Genomic DNA, 14,833 nt, shown 5'->3' with positions numbered 1-14,833 from the left:
GTGGGCAAGTCTGGTACCGGATCCGTTGGAGGCGGTGCGGAAACGCGCCGGACACCCCTGTTGTTATTGGCTATCGTCCTAGGGGTTCTGGTTTTCGCAGGTCAGAGGAGAGGTGGTGGGCCGTGGCGCGCGCGGGACTCACCGCCGACCGGGTCGTGGCGGCCGCCGCCGACCTCGCCGACGAGGTCGGCTTCGAGAACGTCAGCCTGTCCGCGCTGGCCCGCGGCTTCGGCGTGAAGGACGCGAGCCTGTACTCGCACGTCCGGAACCTCCAGGACCTGCGCACCCGGGTCGCTTTCCTCGCGGGCGGCGAGCTGATCGACCGCATCGCCGTCGCGGTCGCCGACCGCACGGGCCGGGAGGCACTGGGCGCCTTCGCCGACGCGTACCGGGCGTACGCCCTGGAGCACCCGGGCCGGTACGCGGCCACCCAGATCCGCGTCGACCAGTCCCTGATCTCAGACTCCCCCGCCCTGCGCCGCACCGCCGAGATCACCTACGGCATGCTGCGCTCCTACGGCCTGGAGGAACCCGATCTCACCGACGCCGTACGGCTGTTGAGGAGTACGTTCCACGGCTACTGCGCCCTGGAGTCCGCTGGCGGCTTCGGCGCGCCGCGTGACGTGCGGCGGTCCTGGGAGCGTGCGGTCGACGCGCTGCATGTCGCGCTGACGCACTGGCCGCGTGAGGGTCAACCGGGGTGACGGAGACGCCGGTTCCGGTCCGCGCCCCAGGTGTATCGCTGACCACTTAGACTGGAAACTTCGCGAACGTCACGTGCCACCCAGGGGGGAGGGAGCGCGCCTTGTCTCAACAGCAACTGGGACGTGGTCCCTTGAGGGCCCCGGGGCCGCCCGGTCCGACGACTCCCGGCGGGAGCCCGCCGACCCGCTTCGTGAGCTGGCTCGGCCGGTTCGGGTGTGTGGCCGCCGGATACGCGGTGTTCCAGTTCCTGTTCGGCGTGCTACCCGACTCGATCGACGGGGAACCGGCCAAGTATCTGATCTCCGGGCTGAGCGGGTTCGCCACGGTCGGGATGACCTGGCTGGCGGCCGCCCTGCTCCGCGCCCGCACGGCAGGACCCACACCCCTCACCACGCCCGCGCCCCTCGCGCCGAACGCCCCCGGCCCGCTGCCCCAGGTGTTCACTTCGGCCTACGACACCCTCGCCGCGCAGGTCGCCGTGGTGGACGACCCGGTGCGCGGCCGTCTCGTCGGCTGGCCGCACTCCCTCCAGGAGCTGGACGGCCCGGCCCGGCCGACCTCGCTGGCCACCGCGTACGGGCTGCACATCGTGCTGGACCTGGGGGTGGCGGACGGCCGGCTGCACACCGGCGACCTCATCGACACGCTGTGGCGGCTACGGCTGCAGGGCGGTGGCTGGTCGGCCCGTTCGCAGGGGTCGGTGGCCCGCCCGGAGGTCACCGCGATGGTGCTGGGCGCGCTGGCCCGGGCGGGTGCCTCGCGGGAGCGGCTGGCGGACGAGGTGGCGCGCTGCGAGGCCGGGTTCACCCGTGAACTCGACGGTACGGGGCGGGCGTTGACCCATGTCGTCACCACGGTGATGCGGGGGCTGCTGCGCGCGGCACCGGACGCGCCGACGATTCCCGTGCTGCGCGGCGCCCTGGTCGACGGCGCGTTCTCCGATCCGCAGCGCCAGCACCGCCGCTGTTGGAGCCACCGTCTCTCCCCGCTCCCCTGGGTCGGGCACCCCGCCCAGCCCTCCGCCCTGCACACCGCGCAGGCCGTGGTCGCCCTGGACCGGGCGGCCGTTGTCCTGGGCGAGGGGCCCGTGGAGCGGTCGGCGCGCGAGGACGGGGTGCGCTGGCTGCTGGCCTGCCCGGCGACCGGGCACGACAACTGCGCCGACCTGGCGAACCTGCGGGAGGAAGTACGCCGACGGCACCCGGACGACTCCTCGCACCACGAGGTGCTCAACGTCCGGCATTTCACGGCGAGTTGGATCGTGCGCGCGCTGCTCACCCCGGGCGCCCAGGAGATCGCGCGTCAGGACGGCCTCGAGGACACCTGGCGGGAACTGCTGAACGGCGCGGCCGCCGCGGTGTGGGCGGCGCAGACCGACGGCATCTGGTCCTGGAGCCGGGACGGGTCCGGGTTCACGACGACCGAGGAAATGCGCCAGCCCATCTGGATGACCTATCAAGGGCTTTCGGCGCTGCGCGCACATGCCGTATGGATGTACCAGCCGGACCCTCGAACGAGGCCGGTGCGAGACGTAGTTGGGGAGTGAGTGCATGGGTGGTCGGCAGATCCTGGCGGCGCGACGGCTGCTGACCGAGGTGCTGGACGGTGAGCTGTCCGACCACGAGACGGTGGCCTCAGCCCGTGCTGCCATCGCCGAACTGGGCTGCCCCGACCGCCTGTTGGAGCTGGTCGCCGAACTCGCCTCCGGCGAGGGCGATCCCGAGGCCTGCGCGAAGCTGTCGTACCGTCATGTCCTGGGCTTCGACAAGCTGTTGCTGATCGACGGCGGCCCGCGCCACATGCTGCGCGCGCACTTCTGGCATCCCGGCGCGAGGGCGATCGGCACGGAGGACATTCACAACCACCGTTCCCCGCTGGCCTCTTACGTGGTCCGGGGCCGGCTCGCCATGGAGTTGTACGAGGCGCGGGACGACGGCGGGATCACGGCGGACCGGTACGAGGAGTCCCTGGCCGAGCGCAGCTCCGACTGGCGGCTGCGGCCGACGGGACCGGCACGACTGCGGCTGACGCACACGGGTCAGTACGCGGCGGGCAGCGCCTACGCCCTCCCGGCACACACCCTGCACCGGGCCTGGTGCGACACGGACGTACCGACGGTGACGCTGTTCCTGGAGACGGGGGCCGAACGGCGGCGCCACACCGATGTGTTCACGGCGGCGGGCCCGCATCCGGGGGCGGTGACGAAGGTGCCGCTCGAAGCGCGGGACTATCTCGCCGCGCTGAACGGCCTCGCGGAGTCCCTCAGAAGTTCGTGAGGGCCTGTCGTACGACGTCCAGGTTGTACGCGTCGATGTCGATGCCGGCGCCGGCGAGCTCGGACGGCGGGAGCCAGAGATACGCCTGGTCGGGCTCGGGGAGGGTGATCTCCAAGGTCAGCGGCCTGACCAGGAAATTGTCCTGCCAGTTCTTGATCTCGCTCCCCCGGTACTCGCTCACGAAGGACGATTCGCCGATCTTGCGGACGATCTCACCGAGCAGCCCGGTCTCTTCCTTCAGCTCCCGCAGGGCACCGTCCTCGGGAAGCTCGTCCGGCTCCAGTTTCCCGCACGGAACGCCCCACACGCGCGGCAGGAACCTCTCGGTCGCACTGCGGCGCACCAGAAGCACGCGCCCGTCGTCGTCCATCACGACGGCCGCCGCCAGTCGCTTGTCGCCGGGGTCCATGGTCATGGTTCCTCGGTCCCTCGCCGGAGATGAGTCCAAAGGGTCTGATACCCAGGAAAGCATCCAACGTACCAGGATCGGCCTGTCCCGGCTGTGGAGCCGGTCTCACCTCCGGAAGCCGCCGGACCACTGACCTCCCCATATTTCGCACGACTCGACGGCAACCTCCCTCGCACCAGCGGCGACTTGGGAACATGACCAACGCAAGACGCACCACGACACACCGTCGCCGTTCCCCCCGCCGCATCGCCCGCAAGCCGCTCGCGGGCTCGCTCGCCGTCGCGGCCCTGCTGGGCGGTGCGTGGTACGCGACCGCGGCGACGGGCAGCGGCGACAACGGTGGCTCGACCGCGGCCAGGACAGCCACGTCCGCCTCCGCGTCCACCAGCGCCTCCGCCTCCGCCTCCTCCGAGGCCGCAGCCGACGGCTCCACGGCCGCCTCCGGTACGACGACCGCGTCCGCCTCGGCGAAGACCACACCGAAGGCCGTCGCGAAGACCTCGACGGCCGCCAAGGCCGCGACCGGCACGCTCACCCCGATCAGCACCACGGTGGCGCTCGCCGCCAAGTTCCCTTATCTGACCGCCGGTTACAACAACACCCGCGAGTGGACCCGCACGACCACCGCCGTGGCCCCCAACGGCACCCTGCGCGTGGCCTGGCCCGCCGCCGACGGCGTTCACGTGACCCCGCTGAACGCGGCCGGACTGCGCTCGGGCGCCGACACAATCGTCAAGGGCGCCAAGGAAGTTGGAGGGCTCGTCGCGCACAACGACGGCTTCGCGCTGCTCACCCGAGTCGCCGACACCAACAAGTGGAAGGAGACGGCCGCCGCGATCGTCCGCTACACGGGCGCCAAGCAGACCTTCCGCACCAAGCTCACCGGCACCGCCTCCAACGACACCTCCCCCGGTCTCGACGGCCAACTCACCTGGAACGGCAGCAAGTACGGCGCGTACTTCGTCGTGCACGGCGCGGGCGGCTTCGCGGACGGCCACTTCGGGGACAAGTTGACGTACATCAGCGCCAAGGGCGCGAAGCTGAGCGGTGGTTGGAGCTGGGGCTGCAGCCACAACGAGGGCATCGCGCTGCACGCGGAGACCTCCGGCGCCTTCACCTCGCTGTGCTTCGACGACTGGCGCTCGGGCCTGTTCGTCTCCACCGGGATCGGCGCCCCGGACGTCGCGCCGGTCGTGCAGCGCGAGCAGTGCTGGGCAGGGTACTGCGGTGGTACCTTCCCCAGCCGCACCGGTGACCTGGTGAAGTCCGCGAGCGGCCGGTACGCCACCGCCTTCGCCTCACGCGGCGCCGCCTCGGCCAAGAAGAACGCCGCCGACTCCAGCGGACGCGGCTGGACAGTCACCCCGAAGACCAGCACCCACCAGGTCGCCGTCGCCTTCATGGCCAACCGCAACTCCGGTCCCGGCAAGGCGGTTTACCTCACGAGCGCGGCCGGCACCGAGAACGTCAACGTGCACGTCGCGCCCTACGGCAAGGACCGGCTCCTGGTCTCCTGGGAGTCCCTGAAGGGTGCCAAGTGCAACGCGGGCACCTGCACCGGCACCTTCACGGGCACCCACCTGCGGCTCATCGACTGGAACGGCAAGTTCCAGAGTGCGGACAAGGTGGTGAGCGCCCGGATCAGCGGTGACATAGCGGTCCTGAAGAACGGCACGCTGACCTGGGCCTACGCCCCGGTCACCCCGACCTACGCGACCGCGCTCACCGGGGCGTCACCGACCGCCACGAGCCTCCGGATAGCCCGGCTGACTCCGTGAACCGGTAGTTCATCCGCCTGCCGCCGGCCCACTGAACGGAGACGCCGTGATCCCCGTCGACCTCCACGGACACCAGTTCCGCGAGGGGACGGGGGTCAGGCTCCGCGGTGAGCCGGACCAGGGCGACGAACAGGGTGGGCCCGTCACCGACCACACCCTCGCCGTCCAACAGCCCGTGCAGGGAGACGAGTTCGGCGCGCTGCCCGTCCTGCGCCGACCAGCCCGTGACCCGCACGGGCGTCCCCGCAGCCGCGCCCACCACCAGATGCGCCCGCACCTCCACCGCCCCCTCGGCCATCACCACGCTGGTCACCCGGGCACCGGAACCCGCCGTGTGCCGGGAGGCCACCAGCGCGTCCCCCACCCCCAACGGCACGATGTCCGTACGGCTCGGATCGCCGCCCACGAACACGCTGTTGTCGTACGACGTCGAGGGCGTCGTGGCCGTGGAGTAGGCGAGGCGCGTGTAGTACGGGTCGTAGCGGACGTCCTCGCTGCCGTGGTTGTGGAGGCGGACCAGGCCGTCCGAACGGGTCGACTGGAGCAGCCAGTTGGCGGGGGCGACCGCCGTGACCGCATCCTCCCGCTCCACCGGACCGGGCTCCTCGACCGCCGTCCACACCTCGTGGTCCGGCGGGAGGAGCAGGCCGAGGAATCCCTTGCTGGCCCAGTACGGGGACGCGGGGCCCGAATAGCCTTGCAGGACAGCCTCGTTGGGCCCGTGCCAGCCCAGACTCAGCAGCCCCCGGTCGTCCACCGCCCCGCGCTCCAGGAAGTACTTCAGCGCGCCCGACGCCAGCCGCCTGGTCTCCCCCGGCGACAGGGGCGTACGGCCCGTCAGCGCCCCCAGCCACAGCGGAGCCGTCGTCGCGAAGCGGTACGTGAGGGACCGGCCCTGGTGCATCGGGGCGCCGTCGCCGCCGAACAGGCGGGCGTAGTCGGCGAGATGGCGTTCCAGGCGACCGCCGTAGAGGTCGAGGAGGCGGGGGTCGTCGGCGAGCCAGGCGTGCAGGACCGGGTAGAGGTGCATCGCCCAGCCGTTGTAGTAGTCGAACTTGCGGCCGTCGCCGTCCGTGTACCAGCCGTCGCCTACGTACCACTCCTCGATGCGCGACAGGCCCCGGTCGACGGCCTTGCGGGAGGCGTCGGCCTCGTATCCGATCTCCTGGAGGAAGCCGCCCACCGTGACGGGGAACAACTCCCAGTTGCAGGGCCAGGGTTCGGCGGTGAGGGCGTCCGCGAGCCAGGCCGCCGCGCGCTGCCGTACGGGCTCGTCGAGGCGGTCCCAGAGGAGGGGGCGGGTCAGGCGAAGGGCGAGGGCGATCGAGGCGGCCTCGACGAGGGGCTGGCTGCGGTCCTCGATCGTCGGCCAGACGCCCGCGACGCCTGCGGCCAGGCCGTCCGCGTAGCGCTCCAGTGCTGTCTCGTCGCGGCGGAAGGTGGCCAGCAGCAGGGTGCGGGCGTAGCCCTCCAGGCCGTCGGAGAGGCTGCCGGACCAGCTGGTGCGGTTGCCGGGGAGGTGGTAGAGCGCGCGGTCCTCGGTCGCGTACGGCTCCACGGCGGCGAGGAGGGTGTCGGCGGCCGTCTCCCAGTGGGCGCGGGTGTAGCCGGTGCGGGGGCTCAACACACGGTTTTCGGCAGGGAGTTGCATCGGCTCGCTTTCACACGCACGGCGGGAGAGTGGAACCTGGGGCGCCCCGGTTCCGGTCGGAACGCCCCAGGGGTCTTTCGGGTCTCACCCCACTCGTACCCGGTCCTCCGGCAGCAGATGCCGGGCGACGAGTGCGTCGCGGACCAGGCCCGCGTACACGGTGGCCCCGTGCGCGGAAGTATGCGTGTTGTCCTTCTTCTCGTTGTAGAGGTAGAGGGCCTTGGAGCCTTCCACTCCCAGCGATTCCACCAGCGCTTTGGTCTGCGCCGTGAGATCGATCAGCGTTACCCCCTCGGTCGCGGCGACCGAGCGGATGACGCCCGGCAGGTCGACGCCGAGTCCGTTCACCAGCAGCGCTGTGTTGTTGTTCAGTGTGCCGTCGGCATTGAACCAGCGTCGGACGATCGGTGTCACGAGGGCTGGCCGACCGCCCTTGTCACGGATACCCGCTACGAGCGTTTCCAAATTCGCGCGGTACGTGGCCTCGTCGGTCGTCTTGTCGTTGTGGGCGAGTTGGACGAGGACGAGGTCGCCGGGGTGGATCAGCGGCTGAACTGTCCCCCACAGCAGGGGATTCTCCAGGTAGGTGACCGTACTCTCCCCGGAATCCGCGTAGTTGGCGACGGAGATGCCCTTGCGCAGGAACTGCGGGAGCTGTTGGCCCCAGCCGGAGTACGGGTCGCCCGGTTGGTCGCAGACCGTGGAGTCGCCGATCAGGATGATCTGGCGGGCGTGGTGAGTGGGCTTGACGCTGATGCCGGCGAGCGCGGGGGCGGTGCCGCCGAGGGTGAGGTCGAGGCCTGGGGTGCCGTCGGGGCCGGTCGGTTCGCCTTCTGGTGTACGGACGTCGACCGTGAAGCTGCGGGTCACCGTGCGGCCGGCCGCCGTTGCCGTCTCGGGGAGCAGGGAGCGCCGGGTCTCACCGCTGATGGCCGTACTCGCCGCGCTCTCGCCGCCGAGGTGGACCGTGACGTCGTAGGTGCCGGGCGGGACGTCGAAGTGGCAAGCGGTGGCGGTGCAATTGGCGAGGCCGAGCGGGGGCGTGCGGTCGTGTGCCTGGGCGGGTGCGGTCGACAGGGCGGTGCTCAGGGTCAGTGCGGCCAGCAGGGCGATGTTGAAACGTCTCATGCGTGGCTCCTCCGTCCGACGACAAGGCCTGGCGGTGGACCGTACCGCTCCGGACAAGCGCTTTCTAGACCTGCGGCAGATTTCACTTCATCGCCAACTCCAAGGCTGCGAAAGCCCTTTCGCGAAATCGATTCAACTGCCACCCTCCAAAGCACCCGCACCCCCACCCTCCCGAAGGAGGCACCCCCATGTCCGGCTCTGTGAACAGACCGGTTCGCCGCCGTACCTTCGTCCTCGGCGCAGCCGCTACGGCCGGTTCGGCGGCGCTCGCCGGGCCGCTCGCCGAGAGCGCGTCCGCCGCGAGCTTCGGCTACACCGACGACGGTTCGAACTACGTCGTCGACACCGGCGCGAGCCTGGTCTTCAAGGTCAGCAAGACGAACGGCGACCTGACCTCGCTGGTCTACAAGGGCACCGAGTACCAGGGCTACGGCGGCATGAACTCGCATGTCGAGTCCGGCCTCGGCGCCTCCACGGTGACCATCGCGCAGTCCGGCACGACGATCCTGATCTCCGTCACGCACGGCACGCTGAAGCACTACTACGCGGCCCGCAGCGGCGAGAACAACGTCTACCTGTGGACCAACAAGGCCGACACCTCGGTCAGCGCGACCCGCTACATCGTGCGCGTGAAGGCCGGCCTGTTCCTCAACGACGAGCCGGATTCCTACACTTACGCACCGACCACCATCGAATCCGCCGACGTCTTCGAGAAGTCCGACGGCCAGACCCGCTCCAAGCACTACGCGAAGAAGCGGGTCATCGACTACGACTACGTCGGCTGGACCACCGGCAGCGTCGGCCTCTGGGTCGTGCGCAGCAACCACGAGAAGGCGTCCGGCGGCCCGTTCTACCGCTCGCTGCTGCGCCACCAGAGCGCGGACGGCGGCGGGTTGTACGAGATCCTGTACTACGGCGAGAACCAGACGGAGGCGCAGCGGTTCGGTCTCCAGGGGCCGTACGTCATCGCGCTCACGGACGGCGGCGCGCCCTCCTCGTCCCTGTATCACGCCAACTTGACCACCGCGTGGGCCGATTCGCTCGGCATCTCCGGGTACACGGCTTCTGGCAGCCGAGGTCGGGTCGCCGGTGTGGGCATCACTGGGCGCGACACGGCGTACGCGTACACGGTCGGGCTCGCCAACTCCGGTGCCCAGTACTGGGGTTCGGCGCGGGCCTCGGACGGCTACTTCTCGATCGCCGGAGTCCTGCCGGGGACCTACACGTTGACCGTCTTCAAGGGTGAACTCGCCGTCTACACCGGGTCGGTGACGGTCACGGCGGGCGGGACGACGACGCTGAACAGCATCGCGATCCCGTCCTCGAACGACCCGTCCAACGCGAGCGCGATCTGGCGGATCGGCAACTGGGACGGTTCGCCGAGCGGGTTCAAGAACGCGGACCTGATGACGTACGCGCACCCGTCGGACGTACGGGCCGCGTCCTGGACCGGCAACGTCGTCGTCGGCAGCGGCACGGAGACCTCGGGGTTCCCCTGCTATCTGTGGAAGGACGTCAACAGCGGCATCATCGTGTACTTCAAGCTGACGGCCGCCCAGTTGGCCGCCGCGCACACGCTGCGCATCGGGGTGACGACGGCGTACGCGAACGGCCGGCCGCAGGTCGTCGTCAACGACACCTGGACCTCGGCCGTCCCCTCGCCGCCGACCCAGCCGAGCACCCGGTCGCTGACCGTGGGCTCGTACCGGGGCAACAACAACACGTTCACGTACAGCGTTCCGGCGTCCGCCTGGCTGACGGACGCGAGCGCGTACAACACGCTGAAGATCTATGTGGCGAGCGGGTCGGGGACGACGTCGTTCCTGAGTGCGGGCACATCGGTCGACGCGATCGATCTGCTGGCGTAGAGGCGGCAACTCCCGGGCGGGGCACGGCGACTTGTAGGCATGACAGAGCCGAACACGCACCGCCGCTCCCCCGCCCGGCGTCGAGCCGCCGCCGTGGCGACCTGTACCGCGGCCGCCCTCGGGCTGCTCGCGGTGTCGCTGGTGACCCAGGCGCGGGCCGCCACCGTCATCACCGTCGCCAAGGATGGCTCGGGCCGCTTCACCACCGTGCAGGCCGCCGTGAACGCGGCCGCCGCCGGTGACACCATCTCCGTCGCGAAGGGCACGTACGCCGAGATCGTCAACGTGCCGGTGAGCAAGACGGGGTTGACCATCCAGGGCGCCACCGGCAATGCCGAGGACGTCGTCATCACCTATGACCGGGCCGCCGGTTACACCGATGCCAGCGGCAACAAATACGGGACGCTGGGCAGTTCGGTCGCGACCTTCTCGGCGGGCGGCCTCACCGTCACCGGGATCACCGTCCAGAACACCTTCGACAAGTCCGCCCACCCCGAAATCACGGACACACAGGCCGTCGCGATCACCGCGCAGGGCGACCGGCAGACGTTCACCAACGACCGGTTCATCAGCCGCCAGGACACCGTCCTCAACTGGTCGCCGTCGTCGACCGGTCAGTACAGGCAGTACTTCTACTCGTCGTTCATCACCGGAGACGTGGACTTCGTCTTCGGCAACGCCACCGCCGTCTACGACCGGGTCAACATCCAGCTGCGGAACTCGGGTGCCGCGGCGGGCGGTCTCAACGGCTTCCTCTCCGCGCCCAACACCAGCTCCGCGAAGACGTACGGCATTCTCGTCACCGGCAGTTCGGTGAGCAGCTCGGCGGCGGCCAACACGTACTACCTGGGCCGCCCTTGGCACCCGACGGCGGACGCGGTGGGCCAACTGGTCGTGCGCCAGACCTCGTTGCCCGCCGCCGTGAAGGTCGCCGGGCCCTGGACGGACATGAGCGGCTACTCGTGGAAGAACGCCCGCTTCTTCGAGTACAAGAACACCGGCGCGGGCGCCACGGTGAACTCCAACCGCCCGCAGCTCACCGACTCCCAGGCCGCGAACTACACGGCGCAGAAGTACCTGGCGGGCACGGACGGTTGGAACCCGGTCCGGTAACCGTGCGCTCAACTACCGCGCGTCCACTGCTGGTTGGTCGCCCCGCTGCACGTGTAGGTGATGATCGCGGCGGAGTTGGCGGTGGACGCGCCCGACACGTCCAGGCACTCGCCGCTCGTCCTGGCCTTGACGAGAACGTAACTGCCCGACGTGGTCAGGCTCCACTGCTGGGCGGTGGCGCCGGTGCAGTTCTCCTGGGTCACGTTCGTGGCGTTCTCCTGGAGGCACAACGAGCTGCCCCGGCCCATGAGTTCGTAGTAGCCGGTGCCGAGGTCCTTGAACCACCACTTCTGGTTGGTGCCGCTGTTGCAGGTGTACTGGCTGATCGCGACGCCCTGCCACAGCGACTGGTTCGCCACGTCCGCACACTTGGCGCTGTTCCGCGCGATGAGCGTGTTGTACGTCGCGCTCGTCCCGCTGATCGTGCCGGCGGCCGTGTCGACCGCCACCTCCGGGTACCAGGACGCCATGGACATCGTGGTGGTGGTCGGGAAGGTCAACGGCAGCCACACGTAACGGGAGTCGTTGACGGTGCCGCCGAAGGAGTTGCCCCAGCGGTCGCCCATGTAGAGGTACGAGGTGCCCGAAGTCCCGGTGATCGGGAGGACGTAGGCGGTCTGCGAGTTGTATGCGGTCGAGTCGCCGACGTTGGTGAAGGCGGTCCATGGGCCGGCGATGCTGGTGGCGGTGGCGTACTGCTGCTGGTTGGCGCTCCAACCGGTCGCGGCCGAAGTCAGCATGAAGTAGACGCCGTTGCGCTTGAACAGCGCCGGTGCCTCGCGGTGTCCGCCCACCCATGGGTTGGCGACCAGGCTGTCGATGGCGGTGTAGTCGGCGGTGAGCTTGTAGATGTGCAGGTCGTAGTTCTCGTTGGCGGCGGAGACCATGTACGCGGTGCCGTCGGTGTCGACGAACGTCGTGATGTCCCGGGACATGTTGTCGCCGAGCGGCTGGAAGCTGCCCTGGTAGGTGTAACTCCCGTCCACGGTCGAGGAGACGGCGACGGCGGCCTTGGCCTCGCTGTAGTCGACGCCGTTCTCCTTGTGCATCCACATCACGAACTTGCCGGTGGACGCGTTGTAGATGACCTTCGGCCGCTCGATGTAGGCGGTGCCCAGCTCGGAGGCGCTGGACTGGGTCAGGACGTGGTTGCGGAACTCCCAGTTCTTCAGGTCGGTGGAGCGGTAGGCGTCCACGTACTTGAAGGTGTTGTCGGCGTTGCGGTCCTCGCCGAACCAGTAGTAGTAGCTGCCAACCTTGATCACCCCGCCGCCGTGCGCGTGCACGGCGTTGCCCGAAGTGTCCGTGAACTGCGTGCCGTTGGTGATGGTCTGCGCCGCGGCCTGCGCCGGTCCGGCGGTCACCAGTGCGGCGGCGAGCACGCAGCACAGGGCGACGAGGATTGCGTACACACGTCTCATCTGACGCCTCTCGGAGGTGGGGGGGAGAGCAAGCAGGAGTGGGGGGTTCGGTATTTCGTACGGCATCTGTCATTACGAACGCCGAAAAGGTATGGGTGTGTTACGGGAAGGTCAACGGGTCGCGCGTGACAAAGATGGACGCGAGATTTCTGTTATCGCCGTCGCCGACGCACGTCTCCAATGACGTGCGCAGCCAAACCCGTAAGACAGCAGCCGCCGTAGGCGCCCTCGTGACCGTCGCTTTCCTGGTCGGCGCTCCCCCGGCCTCGGCCGCCGGTGCCCGTGACGCCACCGCCGACGTCCTCGCGAACCGGGACGTCACGCTCACCGGCGACACGGTGGTCACCGTGCCGTCCGGGACGACGACGTACAACGGGGTGTTCCGCGGCCAGGGCACGCTCACCGTGCGCGGCGGGGGCACCCTGATCCTCACCAAGGACAGCGACTTCACGCTCCCGGCGGCCCGGCAGCGGCAGAAGGTGACCACGCAGGGCGGCAACCACCCGTACACCACCGTCAGCAACCCGGACCCGCCCGCGATCACGGTCGCGAGCGGCACAACTCTCCAGTACGGCACGGGTGGTGGGACCGGCCTCATCGGCCACTTCCCCTACAGCACACCCGGCTACCAGCTCAACGGGTTGAACGTCCGGGTCGACGGCACCCTGCGCCTGTCCCTGACCCGTACCTTCAACATCGGCACGATCAGCGGCTCGGGTCTGGTCACGCAGCCCCGCAACATGTGGGGCACGCTCGACCTCGCCGGAACTCACCCGTTTTCAGGGGTGATTGACAACGGCACCGGCATGGCGGTCGGCCGCCCCGAGTACCCGGTCGCGCTGCCCAACGCCCGCGCGATCCTCAACCAGGGCTCCTGGATCATCGACACCCCGCTGTACCAGACGATCACCCTGCGCCAGAACTTCTACCAGCGCGAGTACGGCAGCGACGTCAACGTCCACTCCCGGCCGGGCAGCAAGGTCGTCCTCACGGGCCAGTACAGCTACAGCGACCAGGGCGGCGACACGAACCCGTCGCTCAGCGACTCGGACCTCAACTGGCGTGCGATCGCCCACCAGTTGAACAAGCGCGGCACCAACATCGAGGGCGCGAACGTCCAGTGGGGCGACGGCACCACCCACCAGATCTTCATGCCGGGCACCAAGGACACCGTGTACATCAACCTCCATGCGGCGAGCGGGGTCCGGTCCCGGCTGACCTTCGACTACGACGGTCCGGTCACCCTGGGCGCGCCGATCGGCGGCGGCAAGTACCACGACACCCTGGCCGCGCCCGGTGCCGGCGACATCGTGATCGCGGGGACGCACGGGAACGACGTGACCTTCGCGGCGCCGCAGTACTACGACGGGTCGACGACCGTGGAGAAGGGGGCGGTGCTGCGGCTGGGGTCCGGGAAGCCGGGCGGCGACGGCGGCCTGCTGACCGGCACGGAGGGGCGGCGGATCGTCGACGACGGGACCCTTGTCCTGCAAAACGTGTCACTTTCCACGAAACTGTCACACTTTGGCGGCAAGGGGTCCCTGGCCCAGTCCGGCGCCGCCACGACGACGCTGACGGGCACGGCGGTGACGTACACCGGAACGACGACGGTCTCCAAGGGCACGCTGGCGCTCCGCTCGGGAGCAACTCTCGCCCACAGCAAGGCGATTCGGCTTACCTCGGCGGGTGCGCGGCTGGACGTGGGCACGGCGGGCCTGCGTGTGTCGACGGAACTGACCGGTGTGGGCACGGTGAAGGGTTCGGTGACGAACGCCAGCCTGGTGACCACCGGGCTGACCGTGACCGGCAACTACACGCAGAGCACGAAGGGCGAACTGGTCCTGGGCGCCAAGCCGTTGAAGGTCGCGGGCAAGGTCGGCCTCGCGGGCGACCTGGACCTCTCGGCCGCCGGGACGCATCCCGCGCGGACCGTCACGATCCTCGACCACACGGGTAAGGGTTCAACGACGGGCGCGTTCAAGGGACTTCGCGAGGGCACCAAGCTGAAGCTCGCCGACACGACGTACCGCATCAGCTACCGGGGCGGCGACGGCAACGACGTCGTCCTGACCGCCGCCACCGCGAGCAGCCCCTCGGCCACCGCCCACACCACTCCCAAGTCGTCCTCCGGCACGACGGTCACCGAGGCCCGCACGGCGAACACGGCCGGCAGCGACGGCTTCGGCTGGTGGCCGTACGCACTCGGCCTCGGCCTGCTGGGCGGCCTGTTGGTCCCGGCGACCAAGCGCACCCGGGGAGGTGGCAGGCGCGGGGGCGGGAGGCACGCGGCGTAGGGCTGAGCAGGGGCGGCCGGGCAGCGCCCGCGCCTCGGCGGCCCACCCCGCGAGAAAGGCAAGTGCCAACCCCCGTTCCCGGTACCGGAGTTCCGCGGAGACGGCGCGCTCACCGCCGTAGTCCAGTTGCTGCGCTTCGCTCGCGCGGGCGAGCATCGCGGCGGTGAGCCAGTCGTACTTCACGGCGGAG

The 14,833-nt window shown here is 69.7% G+C and carries 11 protein-coding genes; 7 read left to right on the top strand and 4 right to left on the bottom strand.

Features of this window, described 5'->3' with window-relative positions:
* Positions 1–122: 122 nt before the first annotated feature.
* The 3 genes from OG588_RS39190 to OG588_RS39180 all read left to right on the top strand — a co-directional run bounded on the left by OG588_RS39190 (position 123) and on the right by OG588_RS39180 (position 2,981).
* The gene (locus OG588_RS39190; protein ID WP_405951366.1) at positions 123–704 is read left to right on the top strand and encodes a TetR-like C-terminal domain-containing protein; all 582 of its coding nucleotides are present in this window, start codon (positions 123–125) and stop codon (positions 702–704) included.
* A gap of 101 nt (positions 705–805) precedes the next feature.
* On the top strand, positions 806–2,251 hold the full coding sequence (locus tag OG588_RS39185) for a hypothetical protein (RefSeq protein WP_405951365.1): 1,446 nt from the start codon (positions 806–808) through the stop codon (positions 2,249–2,251).
* A 4-nt stretch (positions 2,252–2,255) separates the two neighbouring features.
* Complete coding sequence (locus OG588_RS39180) at positions 2,256–2,981, top strand: hypothetical protein (protein ID WP_405951364.1); 726 nt, start codon at positions 2,256–2,258, stop codon at positions 2,979–2,981.
* Here the strand turns inward: OG588_RS39180 and OG588_RS39175 are convergent.
* Positions 2,968–3,390, bottom strand: coding sequence for an NUDIX hydrolase (locus tag OG588_RS39175; RefSeq protein WP_317771432.1), 423 nt, complete (start codon positions 3,388–3,390; stop codon positions 2,968–2,970). The two genes, OG588_RS39180 and OG588_RS39175, sit on opposite strands and share 14 nt — an antisense overlap.
* Before the next feature lie 194 nt (positions 3,391–3,584).
* On the opposite strand from OG588_RS39175, the gene OG588_RS39170 reads away from it, so the two are divergent.
* Positions 3,585–5,168, top strand: coding sequence for a hypothetical protein (locus tag OG588_RS39170; RefSeq protein ID WP_405951363.1), 1,584 nt, complete (start codon positions 3,585–3,587; stop codon positions 5,166–5,168).
* Here OG588_RS39170 and OG588_RS39165 read toward each other — a convergent pair.
* Positions 5,113–6,819, bottom strand: coding sequence for a DUF2264 domain-containing protein (locus OG588_RS39165; protein ID WP_405951362.1), 1,707 nt, complete (start codon positions 6,817–6,819; stop codon positions 5,113–5,115). The genes OG588_RS39170 and OG588_RS39165 overlap by 56 nt on opposite strands.
* 84 nt (positions 6,820–6,903) lie before the next feature.
* Positions 6,904–7,947, bottom strand: coding sequence for a rhamnogalacturonan acetylesterase (locus tag OG588_RS39160; protein WP_405951361.1), 1,044 nt, complete (start codon positions 7,945–7,947; stop codon positions 6,904–6,906).
* 188 nt (positions 7,948–8,135) lie between these two features.
* Between OG588_RS39160 and OG588_RS39155 the strand changes: the two genes are divergently transcribed.
* Entirely contained in the window at positions 8,136–9,815 is a 1,680-nt protein-coding gene (locus OG588_RS39155; protein ID WP_405951360.1) for a rhamnogalacturonan lyase B N-terminal domain-containing protein, read from the top strand.
* 39 nt (positions 9,816–9,854) lie between these two features.
* Positions 9,855–10,928, top strand: a complete 1,074-nt coding sequence (locus OG588_RS39150; RefSeq protein WP_405951359.1) for a pectinesterase family protein — start codon at positions 9,855–9,857, stop codon at positions 10,926–10,928.
* A gap of 8 nt (positions 10,929–10,936) precedes the next feature.
* On the opposite strand, the gene OG588_RS39145 is transcribed toward OG588_RS39150, so the two are convergent.
* On the bottom strand, positions 10,937–12,349 hold the full coding sequence (locus OG588_RS39145; RefSeq protein WP_405951358.1) for an RICIN domain-containing protein: 1,413 nt from the start codon (positions 12,347–12,349) through the stop codon (positions 10,937–10,939).
* Positions 12,350–12,534: 185 nt separating this feature from the next.
* On the opposite strand from OG588_RS39145, the gene OG588_RS39140 reads away from it, so the two are divergent.
* Positions 12,535–14,643, top strand: coding sequence for an autotransporter (locus OG588_RS39140; RefSeq protein WP_405951357.1), 2,109 nt, complete (start codon positions 12,535–12,537; stop codon positions 14,641–14,643).
* Positions 14,644–14,833 lie beyond the last annotated feature (190 nt).

Origin of the sequence: Streptomyces prunicolor, from assembly GCF_045162825.1 — a bacterium.
Classification (GTDB): Bacteria; Actinomycetota; Actinomycetes; order Streptomycetales; family Streptomycetaceae; genus Streptomyces; species Streptomyces prunicolor.
This window is presented reverse-complemented; position numbering and strand designations above follow the sequence as displayed.

Coding starts and splice junctions, on each gene's coding strand:
- OG588_RS39175 (WP_317771432.1), bottom strand. CDS start 3,390: ATGGACCCCGGCGACAAGCGACTGGCGGCGGCCGTCGTGATGGACGAC.
- OG588_RS39160 (WP_405951361.1), bottom strand. CDS start 7,947: ATGAGACGTTTCAACATCGCCCTGCTGGCCGCACTGACCCTGAGCACC.
- OG588_RS39150 (WP_405951359.1), top strand. CDS start 9,855: ATGACAGAGCCGAACACGCACCGCCGCTCCCCCGCCCGGCGTCGAGCC.
- OG588_RS39145 (WP_405951358.1), bottom strand. CDS start 12,349: ATGAGACGTGTGTACGCAATCCTCGTCGCCCTGTGCTGCGTGCTCGCC.
- OG588_RS39170 (WP_405951363.1), top strand. CDS start 3,585: ATGACCAACGCAAGACGCACCACGACACACCGTCGCCGTTCCCCCCGC.
- OG588_RS39155 (WP_405951360.1), top strand. CDS start 8,136: ATGTCCGGCTCTGTGAACAGACCGGTTCGCCGCCGTACCTTCGTCCTC.
- OG588_RS39180 (WP_405951364.1), top strand. CDS start 2,256: ATGGGTGGTCGGCAGATCCTGGCGGCGCGACGGCTGCTGACCGAGGTG.
- OG588_RS39165 (WP_405951362.1), bottom strand. CDS start 6,819: ATGCAACTCCCTGCCGAAAACCGTGTGTTGAGCCCCCGCACCGGCTAC.